This is a genomic window from Yeguia hominis, from assembly GCF_014384705.1.
Classification (GTDB): Bacteria; Bacillota; Clostridia; order Oscillospirales; family Acutalibacteraceae; genus Yeguia; species Yeguia hominis.
On sequence record NZ_JACRSN010000001.1, the window covers coordinates 153,413 to 176,077 of the forward strand.

At 53.7% G+C, this 22,665-nt stretch carries 19 protein-coding genes; 9 read left to right on the plus strand and 10 right to left on the minus strand.

The genetic code is table 11. The annotated features are described in order from the left end of the window. Complete coding sequence (locus IAG03_RS00695; RefSeq protein ID WP_249317742.1) at positions 1-1,464, plus strand: aspartate ammonia-lyase; 1,464 nt, start codon at positions 1-3, stop codon at positions 1,462-1,464. A gap of 186 nt (positions 1,465-1,650) precedes the next feature. Here the strand turns inward: IAG03_RS00695 and IAG03_RS00700 are convergent, their stop codons facing one another. From IAG03_RS00700 to IAG03_RS00745, 10 genes are all read right to left on the minus strand, one after another. After that, on the minus strand, positions 1,651-2,643 hold the full coding sequence (locus IAG03_RS00700) for a DUF4349 domain-containing protein (protein WP_249317743.1): 993 nt from the start codon (positions 2,641-2,643) through the stop codon (positions 1,651-1,653). A gap of 59 nt (positions 2,644-2,702) precedes the next feature. After that, positions 2,703-6,230 carry a helicase-exonuclease AddAB subunit AddA gene (gene addA / locus IAG03_RS00705; protein WP_249317744.1) on the minus strand — a complete coding sequence of 1,176 codons (3,528 nt, stop codon included), beginning with the start codon at positions 6,228-6,230 and terminating at the stop codon, positions 2,703-2,705. After that, positions 6,223-9,558, minus strand: coding sequence for a PD-(D/E)XK nuclease family protein (locus tag IAG03_RS00710; protein WP_249317745.1), 3,336 nt, complete (start codon positions 9,556-9,558; stop codon positions 6,223-6,225). The genes addA and IAG03_RS00710 overlap by 8 nt, the downstream gene beginning before the upstream one ends. 21 nt (positions 9,559-9,579) lie before the next feature. Further along, entirely contained in the window at positions 9,580-10,161 is a 582-nt protein-coding gene (gene spoIIR, locus IAG03_RS00715; RefSeq protein WP_249317746.1) for a stage II sporulation protein R, read from the minus strand. Between the two features lie 115 nt (positions 10,162-10,276). After that, on the minus strand, positions 10,277-11,119 hold the full coding sequence (gene ispE / locus IAG03_RS00720; RefSeq protein WP_249317747.1) for a 4-(cytidine 5'-diphospho)-2-C-methyl-D-erythritol kinase: 843 nt from the start codon (positions 11,117-11,119) through the stop codon (positions 10,277-10,279). Positions 11,120-11,204: 85 nt separating this feature from the next. Further along, a complete protein-coding gene (locus tag IAG03_RS00725) occupies positions 11,205-12,335 on the minus strand; it encodes a DUF362 domain-containing protein (protein ID WP_249317748.1) in 1,131 nt (376 codons plus the stop codon). Beyond that, positions 12,335-13,516 (minus strand): aminotransferase class I/II-fold pyridoxal phosphate-dependent enzyme, encoded by a 1,182-nt coding sequence (locus IAG03_RS00730; RefSeq protein WP_249317749.1) that lies wholly within the window; start codon positions 13,514-13,516, stop codon positions 12,335-12,337. Before IAG03_RS00730 ends, IAG03_RS00725 begins: the two co-directional genes overlap by 1 nt. Beyond that, on the minus strand, positions 13,516-13,998 hold the full coding sequence (locus IAG03_RS00735; protein ID WP_249317750.1) for an Lrp/AsnC family transcriptional regulator: 483 nt from the start codon (positions 13,996-13,998) through the stop codon (positions 13,516-13,518). Before IAG03_RS00735 ends, IAG03_RS00730 begins: the two co-directional genes overlap by 1 nt. Before the next feature lie 79 nt (positions 13,999-14,077). Beyond that, the gene (locus IAG03_RS00740) at positions 14,078-14,899 is read right to left on the minus strand and encodes a histidinol-phosphatase HisJ family protein (protein WP_249317751.1); all 822 of its coding nucleotides are present in this window, start codon (positions 14,897-14,899) and stop codon (positions 14,078-14,080) included. Between the two features lie 769 nt (positions 14,900-15,668). Beyond that, the gene (locus IAG03_RS00745; RefSeq protein WP_249317752.1) at positions 15,669-15,875 is read right to left on the minus strand and encodes a hypothetical protein; all 207 of its coding nucleotides are present in this window, start codon (positions 15,873-15,875) and stop codon (positions 15,669-15,671) included. A gap of 27 nt (positions 15,876-15,902) precedes the next feature. On the opposite strand from IAG03_RS00745, the gene IAG03_RS00750 reads away from it, so the two are divergent. The 8 genes from IAG03_RS00750 (at position 15,903) to IAG03_RS00785 (ending at position 22,649) form a co-directional block, all read left to right on the plus strand. Continuing rightward, the gene (locus IAG03_RS00750; RefSeq protein WP_249317753.1) at positions 15,903-16,172 is read left to right on the plus strand and encodes an ACT domain-containing protein; all 270 of its coding nucleotides are present in this window, start codon (positions 15,903-15,905) and stop codon (positions 16,170-16,172) included. A 25-nt stretch (positions 16,173-16,197) separates the two neighbouring features. Next, complete coding sequence (locus IAG03_RS00755) at positions 16,198-17,556, plus strand: PFL family protein (protein WP_249317754.1); 1,359 nt, start codon at positions 16,198-16,200, stop codon at positions 17,554-17,556. A 309-nt stretch (positions 17,557-17,865) separates the two neighbouring features. Beyond that, positions 17,866-18,189, plus strand: coding sequence for a hypothetical protein (locus tag IAG03_RS00760; protein ID WP_249317755.1), 324 nt, complete (start codon positions 17,866-17,868; stop codon positions 18,187-18,189). Further along, positions 18,186-19,256 carry a V0D/AC39 family V-type ATPase subunit gene (locus IAG03_RS00765; protein WP_249317756.1) on the plus strand — a complete coding sequence of 357 codons (1,071 nt, stop codon included), beginning with the start codon at positions 18,186-18,188 and terminating at the stop codon, positions 19,254-19,256. Before IAG03_RS00760 ends, IAG03_RS00765 begins: the two co-directional genes overlap by 4 nt. 3 nt (positions 19,257-19,259) lie before the next feature. Next, complete coding sequence (locus IAG03_RS00770; protein WP_249317757.1) at positions 19,260-21,212, plus strand: V-type ATPase 116kDa subunit family protein; 1,953 nt, start codon at positions 19,260-19,262, stop codon at positions 21,210-21,212. 33 nt (positions 21,213-21,245) lie between these two features. Then, entirely contained in the window at positions 21,246-21,695 is a 450-nt protein-coding gene (locus tag IAG03_RS00775; protein ID WP_249317758.1) for an ATP synthase subunit C, read from the plus strand. A gap of 36 nt (positions 21,696-21,731) precedes the next feature. Then, complete coding sequence (locus tag IAG03_RS00780; RefSeq protein ID WP_249317759.1) at positions 21,732-22,040, plus strand: V-type ATP synthase subunit F; 309 nt, start codon at positions 21,732-21,734, stop codon at positions 22,038-22,040. Positions 22,041-22,052: 12 nt separating this feature from the next. Further along, positions 22,053-22,649, plus strand: a complete 597-nt coding sequence (locus IAG03_RS00785) for a V-type ATP synthase subunit E (protein ID WP_249317760.1) — start codon at positions 22,053-22,055, stop codon at positions 22,647-22,649. Positions 22,650-22,665: the final 16 nt, after the last annotated feature.

The following is a 22,665-nucleotide window of genomic DNA, read 5'->3' on the forward strand; positions in this document are numbered from 1 at the left end:
TTGGAACGAGCACAGCTTCAGGAAAATTCTCCGTTTCGCTCTGAAAGCGATTCCATCGGGGAAAAAGAAATACCGGAAAATGTTTATTACGGCGTGCAGTCTCTGCGCGGCGCAGAAAACTTTCATATTACGGGACTTGCCATGCATCCGGAAATCATCAAAAGTATGGCTTACATCAAAAAAGCCGCAGCCATCACCAATTGTGAGGCGGGGCTGCTGCCCAAAAACATTGCTGACGCAATTGTAAAGGCCTGCGACGAAGTCATCCGCGGCCTGCACCACGAAGATTTCATTGTCGATCCGATTCAGGGCGGCGCAGGCACCAGCATGAACATGAACGCCAATGAGGTTATCGCTAACCGCGCAATCGAAATTTTGGGCGGCAAAAAAGGCGATTATCATCTTGTTAATCCAAATGACCATGTCAATTGTGGTCAATCCACGAACGACGTCTTTCCTTCTGCAGGACGCATGACAACACTCCGCCTGTTAAGCAAAGCACAAACCCAGTTAAAACACCTGCAGTCCAGTTTGGAGAAAAAAGCAGCGGAATTTGACGATGTCATCAAAATGGGCCGGACGCAACTGCAAGATGCGGTTCCGATTCGTTTAGGGCAGGAATTTCAAGCTTACAGCGAAGCGATTCGGCGCGACATTGCACGTTTTGAAGCCGCAAAAGATGAAATGCGCTGTCTGAATTTAGGCGGAACCGCAATTGGAACCGGGCTCAATGCCGATGTGAAATACTTAAACCGCATTGTCCCCACACTGGCGCGTATCACCGAATTGGATCTTGTGCAGGCATACAATTTGATCGATGCCACACAAAATCTCGACGCCTTTGTCGCGGTTTCCGGCGCGGTAAAAACCTGTGCGGTCAACCTCTCCAAAATTTCCAACGACCTGCGTCTGATGTCCTCCGGTCCGCGGACCGGTCTCCATGAGATCAATCTTCCGGCACGTCAAAACGGTTCCAGCATTATGCCCGGAAAAATCAATCCCGTCATTCCCGAAGTGGTCAACCAGGTCGCCTTTAATATTATCGGAAATGACATGACCATCAACATGGCGGTGGAAGCCGGGCAACTGGAGCTTAACGCCTTTGAACCCATCATCTTCTACAATCTCTTCCAATCTATTGAGACGCTTGCTTATGCAACCAAAACGTTTGTCGACAATTGTATTTCCGGGATCACCGCAAACCGGGAACGCTGCCGGCAATTGGTGGAAAACAGTGTCGGTGTCGTGACCGCGTTGTGTCCGTATATCGGCTATGAACAGGCTGCAAAGCTTGCCAAAAAGGCAATTGCCGAAGATGTCCCCATCCGCACGCTGCTGACAGAGAATCATGTGATGAAACCAGAAGAACTGGAATTGGTGCTTTCTCCTCTGACCATGACGGAACCGGGAATCATTTCGGTTGCAGATTCTGTTTCAGAAAAGCCCGCAAAACGCTCTTCCTGATTTCCTTTCCAATATACATAAGAAAAACCGCCATTCTACCGGCGGTTTTTCTTATGCGCTTTTCTCCGTTGATTTTCCAATCACATAAGTGCAAAAATTCCCATGCAATAAATAAAAAAGCAGAACACTGTCCTGTTTTTAGAACAGCATTCTGCTTTTTATGGTGCATTTATTCGTTAGATGCATTTATTTTTGTTTTTCTGATTTTACAGATTCCGGCGCTGTCGGGATTTGCGGCTGATAAGTCGAAACCGGATATGGATTTTTCTTTTGCTTTTTGCTCCGCCGGCGCAAAGCAAGGCGCACGATCAACACAATCGCCAATGCGAGGACAGCCAGCAAAATCAGAACCGGAGAGGCCGCCACAAAAAGGATCAGCAGATTTTCAAAAAACACGGACATTCCGCCCAGTGTGTGTACAAACCCTTCCTGCATCCGGCTGCCAATGCTCTCTTCTCCGGAAGCAGCCGTTGCCGCCGGAATTTCGGTAAGCGAGATTGTCACCGTGGAAAAATCAATCAGATCATCCCACTTCTTAAGTTGTGTCGTCAGCGACTCGATCTCGTAGGTCAGACGGGAAAGTTCCGTCTCAAGCGCAATGATGTCCTCCATTTTGTCAGCCTTTTCAAGCAGCGCAAGCGTCCGGTCGCGCTGGGTCTGGTAAATTTCCAGGCGTGACTGGGTATCAAAATAGGAATCCGTCACATCATCGCTGCCCGTGCTCCGATAAGTTACCGTCGCAACACCGCTTGCAGACTCCAAAAACGCATCAAACTGTTCCTTCGGAATTCGAAACGTCAGGCTCGCATTTCGGCCGCTGTCTCCATAGCTTTCCGGCTTTTTTCCGCTGATATCGGAATTCGCCACATATCCGCCGAGTGTCTCCGCCTTCTGTTTGAGCACGGCAAGATCCTCATCAAAGGCGCGTGTCTCCAGCCCCAGAGAAGCCGTCATGATCACTTTATGCCCGCCATAGTTGCGCGAAGATGTGTCGCTTGTCGCTTCTGAACTTTCTTCTTCCCCGTACCAGCCTTCCGAATCCGCCGGATACTCAATTGCTGCAGAATCTTCCTGCGCAGCAGATTTATCAGCTGTATAAACTGCACTGTTCCCCGATGCACATCCTGATAACAGAACGAGAACCAGAATGAGCCCCAAAAAGGCAATTCGTTTGTGCATGCGCGTACCTCCTTTTGTTCTGTTTTATATAAAAATAGTATCATAAATTATAAATACTGTCAAATTTGAATTTCTTTTCCCAACCAAAACGAATAGAGCACGCATGCATACACCGGCAGCCCGAATGTCTGCTCCGCCGCTTCCCGGTAAAGAGAAAGCTGCGGGTGATATCGCTCTGCAAGCAATTCCGGAGAGGCAATCCGGTCGGTCTTGTAATCGACAATGATGAGTCCGCCGTCCTCTTCAAATGCGCAGTCAAAGACGCCCTGCAGCACCAGCTTTTCCTGTCCGGTCGCCTCCGGCAGCGACGGGTCAATCCGGCCGGCCTCAATTTCGACGGTAAACCGGTTCTCGCGCAGCAGGCGTTTTGAGCGCATCATGCGCGCGGCCAGATCGCTTTGCAGAAACTTCCGGATTCGCTCAAGTTCCACCACATCCGCCTGCTCCGGCGTCAAATATCCTGCTTCCCGCAGACGCACCCGCTCTGCCTCAAGGTTTTCCGACGCCGCCCGATAATCACAAAACTGCATAAAGGCGTGCAGCGCAGTTCCGCGTTCTGCCGGCGTCATCCCGCGGCTCGAAACAAATGCCGGCCGGGAGAGCGTATGGATCCCGGCAGCTTCCTCCGAGACCCCGGAAGCCGACACCTTCGCCGGAATTTCGCTGACTGCCGCATACGGATACCGGTATGCAACCCGCTCCGCAAGCGTCCCGAGAAATGCAGGATCCGGCTTGGAAACCGTCTGCGCGGACTGCTGCGTTTCACACGGCGCGCCTTCCGGTTTGGACACGCGAATCTCCCAGGCAAGCGTCTCCGGATCTTTCGGCAAAACCAGGGTTTCCTCTGCGCCGGCCATTTCCCGCAGCAGCTTTCCGTCCGGATGGCGAAGCGCGCAGGACAGCAGCCAATCCGAAATACTTCCCGCGCGTCTAACCGCATAGGAAGGAAGTACCGGCTCCGGCGAAATTCCCGCCGCCAGCGAAGAAAACGTCCGATCCGGGCGGCTGAGCGTTGTCAGCAAAATCAGCTTTTCCCGCGCGCGCGTCATCGCGACATACAGGACACGCAGTTCCTCGGACACCGATTCCGACAGCAAACCGGACAAAATGGCTTCCCGCGGCGCAGTGGTGTACCGGCTCACGCCGTCTTTTCCCGGCAGTTTTGCGCCAAATCCGAGTTCTGCATGCAGCACCGTATCGGACGATTCCCGGTTAAACCGGCGCGCACAGCCCGCCACAATACAGTACGGAAACTCCAGGCCCTTTGATTTGTGAATACTCATTACCCGCACAACGTTTGCACCTTCCTGCGAGACAGATGCCGCCGCAAGATCGCCTCCCTGTTCGGCAAGCCGGTCGACAAAACGCAAAAAGCCGTGCAGGCCGTTATACCCGAACTGCTCGTAGTTTTTTGCATATTGGTGTAATAGCTGCAAGTTTTTCCCGCGCAGTTCCCCGCCGGGCATTGCCCCTACCAACTCCGGATATCCGGTCTTCCGGTAAAGTGTATTAATTAGCGTATCCGCCGGCATGGTTGCCGCCAGCATCCGGAATTCTTCGAGTTCTGCAAGAAACGCCTGGATCCGCAGGTTTCCATTCTGCGCGCAACGCAAAAGAGCCGGATAGAGTGGAGGCCCGCCCGCCTCCATCCGCACCTGCGCCATTTCATCGGCAGAAAAGCCGTAAATCGGGCTCATCATCACCGCAAGAAGCGGAATGTCCTGCATCGGATTATCGATCACGCGCAAAAGCGAAAGCATCAGCGCCGTTTCTGCATAAGAGAAAAAGCCCGCCGGAGATTCCGCCCAGGACATCACACCGCACTTTTCAAGCTCTCGGACGTACACCGGCGCGTGTTCTTTCGCGCTGCGCAGCAAAACGCAGAAGTCCCGCGGCTCCACAGGCCGCGGCTTTCCGTTTTCCAGAACCTGCGCGCCGCTTTCGCGAAATTCCCGAATCATCGCCGCAATACGCCGCGCTTCCAGAACATCCATGGACTCTTCCGTCTCGGAGGCATCGATCACTTCGAGCCTAGTCCGAAAATCGCCGTTTGCAGGATATTCCGCACCCGCAACAAGCTGCTCGCCCGCCCGGTAATCGACGTCTCCGGCCCGCCGGCTCATCAGCTGGTTAAGCACAAAATTGACCGCCGATGTCACTTCCCGGCGCGAACGGAAATTGCGGTCAAGCAAAATATACGCAGGAAACTGCGGCGCTTCCCGCCGGTACGGCGAGAACGTGTTTTTTCGATCAAGAAACAAGCGCGGCATCGCCTGGCGGAAGCCGTAGATGCTCTGTTTTACGTCCCCGACCATAAAGAGATTTTGCTCTTCTCGCGACACTGCGCGGAATAAAAGATCCTGCGTCTCGTTGGTGTCTTGGTATTCATCCACCATAATCTCATCGAACCGTTCCGAAACCGCCTCGGCTTCCGCTGTCCGCTCATAGCCTGCGTCTGTTTCCCGCACCAGCAGCCGAAGCGACAGGTGCTCAAGATCTCCAAAATCGACCGCGCGCTTTTCCTGTTTCTTGGTTTCCAATTGATCCGAAATCGCACGCACCACAGAAAACAGCGTTTCTGCCAGCGGCGCCATCCGCTGCAGGTCCTCTCCGCATTCCGCCTGCGAAGCACAAAACCGCTTCTGAAGCTTGTCCACAACCTCGCGCGTCTCTTTACGCATGCTTTTCAGCTGTCCCTTTACCGCTTCGCCCGCAGTTCCGCGCAGCGGTTTGAGCTTTTGGTAATTTCGCTCGGCAAAAAGCGCGCGCAGGCCGTCCCAGTCCCGGTTCTGCGCCGCCGCATCCATTGCCGCAACATCCTGCAAATCGGAAGAAAACGCCGGCCCGTAAGCAGCTTCTACCGCCGGATCCGACGCGCAAAGGTGCAGACAGGCGGTCAGCGTCATTTTGCAGTAGGAGAGCGTTTCCTGTGCAGTGTGAAAAAGTTCTTCTCCCCATGCGCTCTGCGCAATCGAAGTCTGCGCACGGTACATCTCCGCCTTTTCCCGGAGCCACCGGTCCGGAAACGGATGGGAACGAATAAAGTCGTAAAGCTGAAGCGTAGTTTCTCCCAGCTTTCGATCATCCTTTTCCGAGCCGAATGCATCCACCAGGGCGGCAAACGCTTCTCCGCCTGTCGCATAAAAGGCCTCGAGCGTTTCCGACACCGCCTCCTCGCGCAACAGACGCATCTCGCCGTCATCCAGGATCCGGAAGTCCGGAGAAATTCCAAGCCGGTAGAAATTTTCCTGAATTAAATCCTTGCAAAAGCTGTGCACCGTACTGATGCTTGCCCTGCTAAGCAAAAGCTGCTGCCGCCGAAACAGCGGGTTCTGCGGATCGCTGTCCTGCATCTGGGAAAGGCGCGCCGCAATGCGGTCTTTCATTTCTGCTGCCGCCGCTCGGGTAAAGGTCACAACCAGCATTCGGTCTGCATCGACCGGAGAAACCGGGTCTGTCAGCCGGGAAATCACCCGTTCGACAAGCACAGCGGTTTTTCCGGAACCGGCCGCAGCGGAAACCAGCACCGTGCCGCCGCGTGCAGAAATGGCGTCCTGCTGTGCGCCGGTCCATTTCCGATCACCCATCCTGCTGCGCCTCCTCCCGTAATTTTTCGAGGACTTCCGTCCGCTTCCATTTCTCTTTTAAGACATCTTCCGAACTGTACTCCCGGCCGCAAACCGCAAAATACGGACAGTAATCGCATCCGCGGTGATCCTGCATCAGCGGCTCCGGGCTGATTTCTCCGTCTAAAAGCGTCTGCGCCATGCCGGCGATTTTCTCCCGGATCGCGCCGATCACACAATCAAATTCCTCCCGGGAAAGCATCGATTCCGCGCCGGAAAGCTTGCCGTTTTTGACGCTGACCGGGATGTATTTTCCGGCAGCATCCTGCTCCATTCCCCGGATGACCGCCTCTTCTCCCAACACGACGCCGTTCATCCGCAGTTCCTTATCGACAGCCTGCGCCACTGCATCCGGCGGCGTTTCCCGATCCGCAGAAACTCTGGGCCGGATGGACGGCATATAAAGCACACCGGCCGGCTGCACGCCGCCCGACTCCACCAGAGCCGCAAGATAAATGAGCATCTGCAAATTCAGCCCGTACAATACGTCGGAGAGGCGAAACTCTTTTTTCCCGGTTTTGTAGTCCACCACGCGCACATACCGATCGCCGTCCCGTTCCATAACGTCGACGCGGTCAATTTTCCCAATTACGGTAACCGCAGTCCCATCCGGCAGCGGAATTCGAAACGGCGCGGCATCCTTTCCGATTTCCAGTTCAAACCGTTCCGGCACAAATGCGCTCTGAGAAAGCTCCTGCGCCACATGGCGAAGCAGGACGCAGGCGGAATCTGCCAGACGCCGCAGCTGAGAAAGAAACCGCGGCGTTTTGTCCGCATCGCCGCCGAAATTCTGCCGCGTATATTCGCGGATCAATTCCGTCACAGTCTCTAAAAGGACGGCATCCGTCATGGAAAGAATCGCCTGGCTGCCATACTCTGCAAACAGCCGTTCCAGTAAAAAATGCATCAAACTGCCGTACTCCAGCGCGCCGATCTGCGCCGGGCGCCGCTCTTTAATACCCATTCCAAACCGGCAGAAATAGCGGAACCGGCACAAATGATAGGTCTCAATCTGCGTCGCAGAAATCCCGTGTCCGCCGCCGAACAGCGAAAGCGCGTTTTCCCGGTCGGAGATCCGCACTGCTCCTCGCGACACTGCACGGGAAAGCGCAGCAATTTTCCCTTCATATCCGGGCCGATCCGCAAAAAATGCACGCAAAGAAGCCCCTTCCGGCGAAGGATCCTCCCAAAGCTGCGCCGCAAGCGCAAACGCCGGTTCCTCCGCATTTGCAAAAAATGCTTTCGGCAGCTGGCGGCGATCCCATTCCGGAACCGCCAAAAACACGGATTTCACCCCGGTAATCAATTCCGAAGGATAACAGGCGCCTTCTCCGCTGAGCGCCCAGGTGAGATACAGCCGCTGTGACGCACAGCATGCTGCGCCATAGGCCGCGAACCGCTCTTCGACGACCGCTTCTTCCAAGGTGCGCCCCAATGGCAAACCGAGGGCAATGAGTTCCCGCCGTTCGCTGTCGCTGAACACACCGGATGATGCCGGTGCAAGCGGAAATTCCCCGCGCACTGCGCCGAGCAGAAAGACAACCTTCGGCTCCGCCGGACACATCCGGTCCGCCGCGCCGACCGTCACTTCGTCGAGCACCTGCGGAATATCGGATACATCTTCCGCTTCGATCACCAGACGTAAAAGCTCGGCATACCGTGCTGCACCGAGTTTTTTCTCCTTTAGAACCAGCGCGGTCTGATCGAGGATTCCCATCAGCAGATCCCACAGCCGATACTGATCTTTCGCCTGCTCTCCTCTTCCGGCCGCTTCCAACCGGGCGCAGAGTTTTGGCAGCGCCTGGTCCGCGCCCGCATGCAAGAGCAGATCATACACCGCGTGGGCGGTCTGCTCGCCGTCTGCGTCCTGCAGATCTTTTTCAAAACGCAGCAAAGGCGCCATCACTTTTTCGCGCAGCGCATTCAGCGTTTGCAGCTGCGCTTCCCCGTGCGCTGTCATCGCGCCGCCAAAACCGTCGGGGTTCGCCGTCCACGGTGTGCGCCACCGTTTCCCGCTGAGGCTCCAAATATATGTATAATTTTCCAGAATGGATATTTCATAGGAACTCAGTCCCGCAAGGCCGGTTTTTAAGTAGGAAAACACCGCGTCGGAAGAAAACCCGCCGGTCACACACTGAAATGCTGCAAGTACAAAATGCATCAGCGGTTCTGCATCCACCGATTTGGGCTGATCCATAAAATAGGGAATCTGCCGCTTTTCCAGCGCAACATCCAGACATCCCCGATAGGTCTCCGGCGACCGGGCAATCACCGCAATTTCCCGGTAGCGGTACCCGTTTTCCATCACCAGTCTCCGGATTTCCGCAGCAGCGTATTCCGCTTCGTCATAAACGCTCCCGCCGCGGTAGATCATGACATCCGCCGCCTTTCGTTCCGGATCCGGCGCCTCCCCGCGAAAAAGCGTCTCCTCCACCAGAGCAAGATCCGGTGAAATGAACCGTTTTCCCGGAGAGAGTATCACCGGCTTTGCAACCGGAACACCGGCCTCCCGCGCCAGATGCAACAGTTTCGACGCCGTTTTTCGGACTGCCGAAAACAGGCCCATCCCATTCTCCGGATCATCGAGCCGATCGGTGCAAAGCGTCACATAGACGTCTTTTGCCTGTTTGAGTATTTCCGAGAGCACGCTGCATTCCTGCACGGTAAATCCGGTGAAGGAATCGAGAATCACCGTACAACCTTCAAAGAAGCCATGCGCCTGCAGATGCTGCTGCATCCGGGTCAGATCGTCCTGCGGGTCCAGATAACTCTGCTGCACCATCGCCTCATACGCTGAAAAGATCAGCGACAGGTCTTTCGCCTTTTGCCGGAGCACTTCGTTCTGCGACTGCAGTCCGGCCTCTTCGAGCGTCTCCGGAGAGACGGCGCACATCTTCATTTCCGCTTCTGCAGAAACCAGCAGCCGGATCATTTCCCCTGTTCGGGCATTTTTTCCGTACAGCCGGAGAAAATCCTCTGCGCCGTCGATTGCAAGGCGCATTAAAATCATCCGGCCGCCGTCCGTCAGGCGACGCCCCGCAATTCCGCCGTAGGTGCGAAACACCAGCTCTGCAAGCCGGGTAAAGCTGGTAACCAGCACGTTCTGTGCGCTGCGCGGTCCCATTCCGTGCAGAATTGCCCGTTCGCTTTCAAACGAATACTGCTCCGGCACAATCAGAATGCTCTGCGGGTGGCCCTCCGTTGTTTCTGTTCCGGCCGACTGCGCAAGCCTTTCCCGCGCCCATACGGTTTTCCCGCTTCCCGCACGGCCCAGCACCAAATGCAGCATCTTCTTCGCTTCCTTCCCGATTTATTTCGATCCCCGGAGCCACTTCCGAAGTTTTTCCAAGACTTCTACCGTTTTAAACGCGACGGCATATTCGTCCGCATCTTCCACCATTTCCAATTCTTCCGCCGACAAAACCGATTCCAGCTCCCGGTTTTCCTGTGCAGCCGGAAGACACATCGCCGGAAAAATCACACACCACCAGTTGTGTCCCCCGGCCTCGCCGATTTCAATCCGCAGCGCATCGTACCGCCCTGCCGGCAGCGTTACCGTTTCATATTTCCGCGTGGGAAAATAGCAGTTTTCCAGCTCTGCCCGAACCGGATAGGAATATCCCTGCCGCCGGACTTCTGCTTCCGCAGCAGCCTGCATCCGGGGCAGCTGCTGCCGGATCACCTGTTCCGCCTGCACTTTATCGCCTGCCTGTGCGAGCAGTTCCGCACTCTCTGCAAGCACACGGTCGCGCACCTGGCGTTTGAGCGTCTGATCTTCTACAGAATCTGAATTGGCCAGCACGTGCATCCGCAGGACGCTCTCCTCGATATGACTGCACCTCGCCGAAAAGCTGGTGAATTGCAGTAAAATGCAAAAAAGAAATGCAGCCACGGCGGCTTTTTCCCACCGGCAGAAGCCGTTTTTCCTCGTTCTCTTCGTATTTTTCTCCATGGAACCCATCCCTTTCCCGATTTTCTATCAGGAGTCTGGGCTCTTTTTCGGAGCGTTATTCACCTACCGGATGACACAAAAATGCTGTGCCGTACTGAGCCTGCAAGGCTTTTCGGCACTGCTCTGCATGCAGATCGTCCGGCGCAAAAATGCCATACACTGCGGAACCGCTGCCGGACATACACGCACCGAAGGCACCGAAGGCTTTCATGACCGCCTTAATTGCAGGCAGAGACGCTGCATTCGAAACGTAATCGAACGCGTTAAACAGCGCGTTTCCAATTTTCGGAACGACGCCTTCCCGAAGCGCACACAGCATCTGATCCGTCGTTTCCGGAATATTCTGTCCCAGACGGTCAATCAGGGCATACGCGGCCGCCGTACACACGCCTTCCTGCGGACGCACAATCACCAGATTGCAGGCCGGCATCGGTTTTAACGGGGTCAGTTTTTCTCCGATTCCCTCTGCAAGCGCCGCTCCGCCGCGCACGCAAAACGGTACATCCGCCCCAACCGCTTCTCCCATTCGGCAAAGCGCTTCCGTGGAAAGCTTCGTCTCATAGAGCGCATCCAGCAGCCGCAGTACCGCTGCAGCATCGGCGCTTCCGCCGCCGAGCCCTGCCTGCATGGGGATCTTTTTTTCGATTTTCAGCTGGACACCGCCGGAAATTCCGGTTTCGGAAAAGAACACCCTGGCGGCGCGAACCGCCGTATTTTTCTCGTCGAGCGGGACGCCTTCTGCGGTACAGGAAAGAGAAATCCCAGCGTCTTTTTCCGCCCAAACCGTATCATAAAGCGAGACGGACTGCATGACCGTCCGCAAAAGATGGTAGCCGTCCGCCCGTTTTCCAACAATATCCAGAGAAAGATTAATCTTTGCAAATGCCTTTGCTTTCACGGCCCAGCCGTCCTCCTTTTTATCTGCCGCTGAACGTCTCTATGCAGCAGCAGGGTTCAGCCTAAAACCTGAAAATATACTTAAGTTATAAATCAAACAGAGATAATCTCTGAATTGCAATTACATGCTTCGGACACATTTCCTGACAGCAGTAACAGCGGATGCAGCTGCGATAGTCAATCACCGCCTTATGATCGACCATCCGAATCGTATGCTGCGGACAGCTCTCTGCACATTTTCCGCATCCAACGCATGCCCGCTTCCGAATTTTTGGAACCGGTGTAAGCAGCTTTTCCGCTGCCGGGCGAAACGCCTTCGGCAAATAGGACACAAAATTTGATGGCTTTGATTCCGGCATCCGAAAACTTTTCTGATCGAGCGCGCTGCGCGGTTCTCCCAAAATTTCAATCTGCTCCACGTCCTGCGGACAAACGCCGCGCGCCATTCCGGCCCGCAGCATGGGGATGTCCTTCGCATGCATGCCGATCAGTTCCGCGCAGACCACATCGAGCGCAAACGGATTTTCCGCCGCTGCAAGAATCTGCATCGGACGCGGCGTTCCGCCGCTCGGGCCGTTGCCCTCCATTCCGACAATGCCATCCATCACGCAAATGCGCGGTTTCAGCGCCGTGCAGAGATCCACCAGCATTTCGGCAAACTCCTGCTTATCCGGAAATCGGCAGTGAAATTCCGGCTTTAAAAGCCCCGGCACCGCACCAAACATGTTTTTGACTGCACCGCTGAACATGGTCATGCAGTGGGACTTCAGCTTTGCGATATCGACGATGAGGTCCGCCTCCAAAAGTGGTGTAATTACAGGAAAAGACGTGCATTTTTTCCCATCGGGACTCGGCAGAACGCCCTGGGAAAAATCCTCATTGAGTGAAAACCCATAGAGATTTGCCGCTTCCCGGTAGCCGCACCCGGCATAGATCGCATGCATCAGCGCCGGCGTATACATACCGCCCGCACTCTCCGCTACGAAAACCTTTGCCCCTCTGCCGGAAAGCCACCGGCACACCGCCGCAGTCACAACCGGATGCGTCGTAACCGCTGCATCCGGAGACGCGCGCATCACGAGATTCGGTTTTACCGCGACCCGCATCCCGGGCTTTACAAGACGTTCCAATTCGAGCGCCGCAAACATGGTTTCAATCTGTCCGGACACCGTCTCCCAATCATACGAGGGACAGCGCGAAAGAAAGACCCGTTCCACTATACGGTTTCTCCGGACAGTTCATCGAGGAATCGCCGAATCCGGCGCAAAGCCTCTGTAATATGCTTAATCGAATAGGAGTAAGAGATCCGCACAAAGCCCTCTCCGCTCTCCCCAAACGCATTTCCGGGAACAACTGCCACGTGCTCTGCATAGAGCAGCTTTTCACAAAACTGTTCCGAGGTCAGACCGGTGCTGCGAATACAGGGGAACACATAAAATGCGCCCTCCGGCTCAAAGCACGGCAGTCCCATCTTATTCAGACCGTCCGTAATCAATCGGCGCCGCATATCGTATTCGTTGCGCATGGTTTCGATATCCTCATCCCCGTTGCGTAGCGCTTCTATTGCGGCATACTGCGCCGTTGTCGGCGCGCACATCACCGCGTATTGGTGCAGCTTGGTCATCGGGCCGATAATTTCCTCCGGTCCGACCGCATATCCAAGCCGCCAGCCCGTCATGGCAAAGGTCTTGGAAAATCCGTTTACTATCACGGTTCGTTCCTGCATGCCTTCAATGGCTGCAAAAGAGACGTGCCGCTCTTTTCCATAGGTCAGTTCACTGTAAATTTCGTCGGAAAGTACCAGAAGATTCTGCTCCCGCACCACTTCGGCCACTGCCTCAAGGTGTTCCCGCCGCATGACAGCGCCGGTCGGGTTATTGGGGAAAGGCAAAATCAGCAGTTTTGTCCGTGGGGTAATCTTTGCTCGGATTTCTTCCGCTGTGACGCGGAACTGATTTTCCGCTTTGGTCGGAATCGACACCGGCACGCCGCCGGCCATCTGCGTCAGCGGCATATAGCAAACAAAACTCGGCTCCGGAATCAGGACCTCATCTCCCGGACGGAGCACACTGCGCAGACACAGGTCAATGGCTTCCGACCCGCCGACCGTCACCAGCACATTCTTTTTCGGCGCATAGGAAACCCCGTATTTGCGCGCAAGCCATTTGGAAATTTCTTCCCGAAGCTCCATAAATCCGCGGTTCGGCGAATACCAGGTTTTTCCTTTTTGCAGCGTATCGATTCCTTTTTCGCGAACATGCCACGGGGTTGAGAAATCCGGTTCCCCAATGCTCAGGGAAATCACATTTTCCATCTCGTTTGCAATATCAAAGAACCGGCGAATTCCCGACGGTTTGATTGCAACCACATTTTCATTCAGCAGAGACTGATAATTCATCACCAAAGGTTGCTCCTTCTCTCGTCATTTTTCTCTCCGTCGTCAAAAATTACGCCGCCGTCCTTATAGCGCGTCAGAACAAAATGCGTCGCGGTCGAGAGCACGCCGTCGAGCGGAGAAAGTCTGCGCACGACAAACATGGCGATATCCTGCATACTTTTCGCGTTGACCGTAACGGCAAGATCATAACCGCCGGACATCAGATAGACGCTTTCCACTTCCTCAAATTCCATAATCCGGTGGGCAATTTCATCAAATCCGGTTTCTTTTTTCGGAGAAACCTTCAATTCAATCAGCGCGGTGGCGCGGTTGCAATCCGCTTTCTCCCAGTTAATCAGGGCATTGTACCCCTTGATCACGCCTGCTTTTTCATATTCCGCAATCTCCCGTGCAACTTCTTCCGGAGAAACCGCCAGCATGGCCGCCAATTCATCCGTTGTCAAACGATCGTTTTCGCTCAATAATTTTAATAACCGGTACATCCTTCGCACTCCTTTTCTTTCACATATCAACCGCAGAACCTGTCGAAACCATGTCCTGCGTTTTTTCTAAACTTAAAATTTATTCGATCGGCAGCAGTTCCGGCTTCCGGTTTCGGTAAACCGCAATCTGAGAAAAACCCGCGGCTGCTGCAATCAATACGCCTTCCGCAATGCCTGCGCCGACATCCTCTGCCGTATGCGCGTCGGAACCCAGCGTAATCAGTTCCCCGCCAAGTTCCCGGAAACGCCTGACCGTATCCGCGTCCGGCAGCGTCACACCAATTCTCTGACGCAGGCCGGAGGTGTTGATTTCCAGTGCCTTTCCCGCTTTTGCAAGCGCACGCAGGACGGAATCCTGTCCGCTCTTAAAATATGCGGCAGCCTGAGAAAATCCATCCGGCAGATACCGCAGCGGATAACTCAGATGTGCCAGGGAATCAAAATTTCCCCAAGCAATCATATCCAGCATCTCCGAAAAATACCGGTCAAAAAGCGGCTCCAGCGGCTGTGCTGTATAATCGAGATCATAAAAGTCCGAAAAATTCTCCAGATTATGCAGAGACCCCAGAACGAAATCACAGGGTTCTGCCGCAAGAAGCCGTTCTGCCCATGCAAGCGCCTGCAAAGGCTGGCCGAGTTCCATGCCGGAAAGCACCGTCACCGTTTCCGGCGCGCCTTGGGCACAGGCCGAAATTTCCGCAAAAGAGGCTTTTTGTGTCTTACCTAAATTTTCCGCTGGAAGCTCGTTGCAGTCATAGTGATCGGTAACGGTCAAATAGCGGATCCCCCGGCGCCGCGCGCCCTCGTAAAGCGCACGGACCGATGCGCTCCCGTCAAAAGAATTGCGGGAATGTGTATGGCTGTCTGCCAGAATCTGTTTTTTTGTAGATGGACACATCATGAGAAAAACCCCTTTGATTTGAACAAACAACGGTCTCATAAAAAACGCGCATTCACGCATTTATTTTAAGATCTAAAATTGCTGCACCGAATTTGGGACTGCATTGTGCGTCAGCACAGCGTCGATTAGGTTTTTATCGCGCAAGCGAAAATGTTCTAAATGGCAAAGTGCTGCTTTGCGCGGGGATATGGAGCAGCCCCGCAGCGGTGCGTCAGCACAGCATCATTTAGGTTTTTATCGCGCAAGCGAAAATGTTCTAAATGGCAAAGCGCTGCTTTGCGCGGGGATGTGGAGCAGCCCCGCAGCGGTGCGCCAGCACAGCATCATTTAGGTTTTTATCGCGCAAGCGAAAATGTTCTAAATGGCAAAGCGCTGCTTTGCGCGGGGATGTGGAGCAGCCCCGCAGCGGTACGCCAGCACAACATCATTTAGGTTATTATCGCGCAAGCGAAAATGTTCTAACTAAATGGCAAAGCGCTGCTTTGCGCGGGGATATGGAGCAGCCCCGCAGCGGTGCGCCAGCACAGCATCATTTAGGTTTTTATCGCGCAAGCGAAAATGTTCTAAATGGCAAAGCGCTGCTTTGCGCGGGGATGTGGAGCAGCCCCGCAGCGGTACGCCAGCACAACATCATTTAGGTTATTATCGCGCAAGCGAAAATGTTCTAACTAAATGGCAAAGCGCTGCTTTGCGCGGGGATATGGAGCAGCCCCGCAGCGGTGCGCCAGCACAGCATCATTTAGGTTTTTATCGCGCAAGCGAAAATGTTCTAAATGGCAAAGCGCTGCTTTGCGCGGGGATGTGGAGCAGCCCCGCAGCGGTGCGTCAGCACAGCATCATTTAGGTTATTATAACACATCCACTTTTCAGAAAAAAGTCTTTCTTCTCCGAATTCTTTTTTACCGCCGGAAAATCTCTGCGCACCGTTGAAATTCTCATCAAAACGTTCTATAATAAGGTATTCTTTTCTTGTCAAAAACCCTCTTGGAAGGAGTCACTGCTCATGCGCGCTGTTATTACCGTAATCGGCAAAGACACGGTTGGAATTCTTGCGAAGGTTGCCGCTGTCTGTGCCGAACATTCTGTCAACATTTTGGAAGTCACCCAATCCGTCTTACAGGAGTTATTTACCATGATTATGCTGGTGGATATTTCCAAATCCACCATTCCATTCAGCGAATTAAAAGATCAGTTCATGAATGCAGGCGAAAATATGGGCCTGCGGATTCTCGTCATGCACGAGGACATCTTTAATTCCATGCACAAAATCTAACTTTAAGGACGGAGAACACTGGGCTATGATTGACACACATGATATTCTCGAAACCATACGTATGATCGAGAACGAACACCTCGATATCCGGACCGTGACGATGGGCATTTCTCTTTTGGACTGCATTTCGGCTGATCCCGATCAGGCTTGTGACCGCGTTTATGATAAAATTTGCCGGTACGCGCAAAATCTTGTCTCCGTCTGCGAAGACATCAGCAAAGAATACGGCATCCCGATTATCAACAAACGGATTTCTGTCACACCCATTTCCATGATTGCCGCTGCCTGCCCCGCAAAAAACCCGGTTCGGTTTGCGCAGACGCTCAACCGGGCGGCAAAAGCTGTCGGTGTCAACTTTATCGGCGGATACTCGGCGCTGGTACACAAAGGCTTTGGTCCCGGAGATTATGCGCTGCTGGAAAGCATTCCGGAAGCGCTGAGCACGACGGAATATGTCTGCTCTTCTGTCAATATCGGCACGACCCGCGCGGGAATCAATATGGATGCCGTCGCGAAAATGGGACACATTGTCCGCAGCACGGCGGAAATGACCGCCGACCGGGACTGCATCGGTGCAGCCAAACTGGTCATTTTCTGCAATGCACCGGAGGATAACCCCTTTATGGCTGGCGCCTTTCACGGTCCCGGAGAGCCGGACGGCGTCATCAATGTCGGTGTTTCCGGACCGGGCGTGGTTCGCGCTGCACTGCAAAAGGCAGGTGACTGCGATTTGACCGGCGTTGCAGATATCATCAAACGAACCGCCTTTAAAATTACCCGGATGGGACAGCTTGTCGCGAAAGAAGCCTCCCGCCGGCTGTGTCTGCCATTTGGAATTGTCGATCTCTCGCTTGCGCCGACACCCGCTGTCGGTGACAGTGTTGCACATATTTTGGAGGAAATGGGTCTGGAATGCTGCGGCGCGCACGGAACGACCGCTGCTCTTGCGCTGCTGAATGATGCTGTCAAAAAAGGCGGCGTGATGGCTTCCTCCCACGTCGGGGGACTTTCCGGCGCGTTCATTCCGGTCACGGAGGACGCCGGTATGATCGATGCCGCACGCTGCGGCGCCCTGACGCTCAATAAGCTCGAGGCGATGACCGCCGTCTGTTCGGTCGGCCTTGACATGATCGCCATTCCGGGCGACACGCCTGCTGAAGTGATTTCCGCCATCATTGCAGATGAAGCGGCAATCGGAATGGTCAACAGCAAAACAACGGCTGTCCGCCTGATTCCCGCAATCGGCAAACAGGTTGGTGAGGAGCTGAATTTCGGCGGACTGCTCGGTGGCGGACCAGTTATGGATTTAAACCGTTACTCCCCCCTGCGCCTGATTCAGCGCGGCGGACGGATCCCGGCGCCTATGCAAAGTCTGAAAAACTGACCGCTGCATTTCCTTGTTTCTTTGCAAATTCCGGGCAAACTACTACCAGATTTATGATTCCAGGCAGATGTCCTCGTTTGGGCGGCTGCGGATTTTCCGGACAACGGGCAGCATTTCGTCCGCTTTGCCGGAACACCGGCAGAAGAATCCTACAGGAATCACCTGCCGTACTTTAAATTTAAATTCAGAGCATAAGTTAAGCACAATGGGTCTGTCAATCTCGTTTCTTCTTGAAAATGAATGGCAGACCTTTTTCCACAAATAGACGGCCGACCAGGGCGGCCGATTTTGAGAGAAGGTGGTTTGCAGATGAAAGATACCATAAAGCAAATCGTTGAAATGGATCGTCACGCCAGAGAAATCACCGAAACAGCGCAAAAAGAACGCGTCCATTCTGAACAGGAAATTGCCAAACGCTGTGAGGAGCTCCGGCACAGCTATCTGGAACGGGCAAAGCACCGCATTGCGGTCAACGAACCCAAAGAGCGCGCTGCAGCAGAAGCCGACTGGAAAGAAAAGCAGGCGCATCTATCCGCGCTTGCACAAAAAATGGAGGAACAGTACGCTGCCAATGCGGAAAGCTGGGCAGATGCGCTTGTGCAGCGCGTACTGGGCAGGCAGCCGCAGCCATGAGTATTTCCGATTTCTCCTCAAACGCCGTACTTGCAAAAGCGCGCGCAATGTATGGCCGCCATCTCACGCCGGACGACTACAAAAACCTTCTTGCCTGCAAGACGGTCAGCGAAGTTGCCTATTATCTCAAAAACAATACCGACTATGCGGCGACGCTCTCCGACATAGGCGAGTCGGAAGTTCACCGCGGACGGCTCGAACAGTTTTTACGCCGCAGAGCGTTTGCAGACGCTGCCAGGCTCTCTGTTTATGACTTGGCCGGCGGCGCGCAGTTTTCCGATTATCTGGTCCGATACGCCGAGGTCGAGCAGATCATGCACGCGGTTACCTATTTGGCCTCCGGCTCTACGGAATCTTATCTTTTCAGTGTTCCCCTTCATTTTTCGCATCTTGTCCGCTTTGACCTGACCCGGCTTGCGCAGATCACTTCGTTTGCGGATCTTTTAGAGGTTTTGAAACCCACGCCTTACCGCGCGCTGCTCCTGCCGTTTCGTCCGCTGACCGGCGGATCGATCGATTACACGGCAATCGAAACTGCACTGTTTACAAACCTTTATTCAGTTGCCTACGAAATCATCCGGAAAACCCGGAGCAAGCAGGCAGCAGCTGAACTGAAACGGCTTTTTGATTCTTATATTGATATTCAGAATTATCTGCGGATCCGCCGTTTGAAACTACTTTACGGCGCTAGCCCTGATGACATCCGCAGCCGTCTCTTGCCCTATGGCTCTGTGCAGAAAGAGCGGCTGCGCGAGGCTCTGTATGCGGAAAATGATAAAGAACTTATCAAAAATTTTCCTATCCTCTCCCATATGGATTCTGAAGAATTATCCGGGCTTCTTGCACGCGGAACCATGCAAATGCATTTCCTGTACGGACTGTGTCTGCATCATCTGCGGTTTTCCGTGTATCCGTCCGTCACGCTGATTTCCTACTTTTTTCTGTCAGAAATTGAAATTCAGGATATCATTCACATCATTGAGGGCATTCGCTATGGATTGCCGCAAAATGAAATCCGCAAGCTCCTGACCATCCTGAACTATCAAAAAAAGAGCGGAGGTGATTAATCGGTGGCTGTTTCAAAAATGGATATCGTCAATGTTATCGGCGGGCTTTCTGCGCTCAATGCGGCGTCAGAAGTCTGCGGCAAAAGCGGCGTGTTTCATCCGGATAACCCCATTCTGTTCTATGCGAAGAATCAGATTCTTGCACCGCTGCATGAGGAAAACCCGTATCAGGAACCGCTGCAAAAACTCCATACCGCCCTGAAGCTGCTGGGAAAAGAGCTCCCGGAGGAGATACAGAACAGCGACTCCTCTCTGGAAAAATCCGAGGCTTGTTCCTATGCGGAATCCTTCATTGCAAAACTCGATACGCTCACGGAACAGTGCGACCGGTCTTCCAAAAAGGTGGCCGAACTTGAGCTTTCCATCAAGCAGATCCAGCATTTTGTTGGTCTGAATCTGGATCTCGATGAAATTCGGAAGTGTGCTTTTATCAAGGTGCGATTTGGCAGTATTCCCAAGGAAAGCATGGAGAAAATCAACGCATACGACAGTAACCCCTATATTATCTTTTTTCCTTGTTCCTTTGACAAGTCGCGATATTGGGGCGTATATTTCACCCCCATCGAGGCTGCCGGAGAGGTCGACCGGATTTTCGCCAGCCTTTATTTTGAGCGGACCATTCTGGCGCAGCTGCACCGTACGCCGGAAGAAATGGTCGAAGACCTCAAACGGCAGTGCGAAGCAGAAAAAGCGGTCCTCTTACAGTGCCAGAAAGATGTAGAGACGTTCTGGACTGCAGAGGAGGCTGCCTTCCGGAACGTTTATGCCTGGCTGCGCGAACACCATTCGTATTTTACTATCCGGAAATCCGCCTGCAAATACAACGACACGTTCATTCTGACCGGGTGGGTTCCCGCTGAAAATACCCCGGCGCTGTTTCAGGCGCTCAATGCCATTGACACGGTGGAATGCACCTATGCGGATGCCAAGACAGAGCTCCCGCATTCTCCGCCTGTCAAGCTGAAAAACCGCGGACCCGCTAAATTTTTTGAATTTTTCGTCGATCTCTATGGACTGCCCTGTTACGATGAGGTCGACCCGACCGCCTTTGTCGCCATCACCTATGTTCTACTATTCGGCATTATGTTCGGCGATCTCGGTCAGGGAATCTGTCTCGCGATTGTCGGCGCGCTGATGTGGAAATTGAAAAAAATGCCGCTCGGAAAAATTCTCGTTCCCTGCGGGATTTCCTCCGCCGTCTTTGGTACCGTATTCGGTTCCTGCTTTGGGTACGAACACTGGCTGGATCCGTTTTACAAGCACATTTTCGGTCTCTCGGAAAAGCCGGTGGAGGTCATGCAGCCGCAGACCACCAACTATATCATTTTTTCTGCGGTCGGCATCGGAATCTCGTTAATTCTGATCGCTATGCTCATCAATATTGTCTCTTCTTTGCGAAGGAAACACTATGAGGATGCCCTCTTCGGGCCCAACGGCGTCGCCGGACTGATCTTTTATGCCTCGCTGATTTGTGGATTCGGTCTGCAAATCATCACCGGAAAAAAGATTGTCACGCTGCCCTATACGCTTTGCCTGATTGTCCTGCCGCTGCTTGTCATCTTTTTCCGGGAGGTTCTCGGCGGGCTTGTCGAGCACCGTCCGGATGCCATTCCGAAAAAATGGGGCGAATTTATCGTCCAAAATTTCTTTGAGCTGTTTGAGCTGATGCTCAGCTATGCAGGAAACACCATCTCGTTTTTGCGGGTCGGCGCGTTTGTCCTCGTGCATGCCGGCATGATGCTCGTAGTATTCACTTTGGCGGATATGAGTTCCGGAATCGGTTATATCCTAATCGTGATTCTCGGCAACATCTTTGTCCTCGCGCTGGAAGGATTGCTCGTCGGCATCCAGGTCCTGCGCCTGGAATTCTACGAAATGTTCAGCCGGTTCTTTGACGGAAGCGGCAGACCGTATCGTCCGGTCCGCATCCAGGATCCCGTAAACGCTGCCCGGTAAATTGAAAATTTTGTGATATTGGAGGTCGTTTTCATGAATCTCTTTTCTGTGCTGCTCATCACGCTGCCCACCGCTTTTCTGATTGCATCCGTATTTCTTTCCGTTCGCTCTGTCAGACGCGGAACCAAAACGAAGGCCGCTTTTCTGCGCCAGCTTGCTTCCTTCGTTGTAGTCTGTCTCGTCGTTCTCGCGGTTCCTTTTGTTGCACAGGCCGCGGACACCGCAGATACCGCTGCGGCTGCAGAGACCGCTGCCACGGCTTCTGATATGACGGCCGGACTCGGCATGCTTGCTGCAGCACTTGCTGTCGGCATCGCCGGAATCGGCGGCGGCATCGCCGTTGCCGGCGCAGCGCCTGCTGCAATCGGTGCAACCTCGGAAGATCCAAAGGCCTTTGGTAAAGCGATCATCTTCGTAGCACTGGGCGAAGGAATTGCGCTTTACGGGCTGCTGATCGCCATTCTGATTCTGCAAAAATTCTGAGTCTGCATACGCAAAAACAGGAAGGACGAACCATCTATGCGCTTTTTTCTGATCAGCGATAATGTCGACACCCTGGTCGGCATGCGCCTTGCCGGAATCGAAGGCATCGTTGTGCATGAGGCGCCGGAAGTACGGGCTGCGCTCCAAAAAGCCTATCACGACGAAACGATCGCCGTGGTTCTCATCACAGAACGGCTTCTGACGCTGTGCTCCGAATATGCCTATGACCTTAAACTTAACCACGCCCGTCCGCTGATTGTGGAAATTCCGGACCGGCACGGAAATGGACGCACCAAAGACGCCATCACGCGATATGTTCGGGAATCCATCGGCGTCAAAATTTAGGAGGTGGCCGATTTGATTGCGGAGACGCAAAAGCTTGAAAAATTCCATTCCGCGATTGAAGACTATGCGCAAAAACAGCGAAAAACCATGGAAGAAGAAGTTGCGCGTTTGAAAAGGGAACGGCTCGCCGAAGCGGAATCGCAGGTACTTTCGGAGTCCTTTCAGATGATCCAAAAGGAAATGCATGAGATGCGGCACCGGATCGCCCGTGAAATGGCCCTGCGGGAAGTCAACGCCCGACGGGAACTGCTTGTGAAACGCGGGGAACTGACAAAAAAAGTTTTTGCCCGTGCCGCTGAAAAACTTCTCGCCTTCACTAAAACAGAGGAGTACCCGCGCTTTCTGGAAGCGCAGGCGAAAAAGCTCACGCCGCTCTTTCCTGCACCGGGCACGGTGATCCACCTGCGGCAGGAGGATCAGGCATATTTCCCCCTTTTAGAAGCCGCTTTGGGGACAGCGTGCAGCTGCGCCGCAGACGCTTCCATCCAGACAGGTGGATTTTATGCAGAAAATCAGGCGCTCGGAATCTTTGTGGACGTTTCCTTTGACTCGCTCTTACAGGAACAAATCCCATGGTTTGAAGAAAATTCCGGAATTGCCGTCATCTGACCGGCACAGGTTCCGA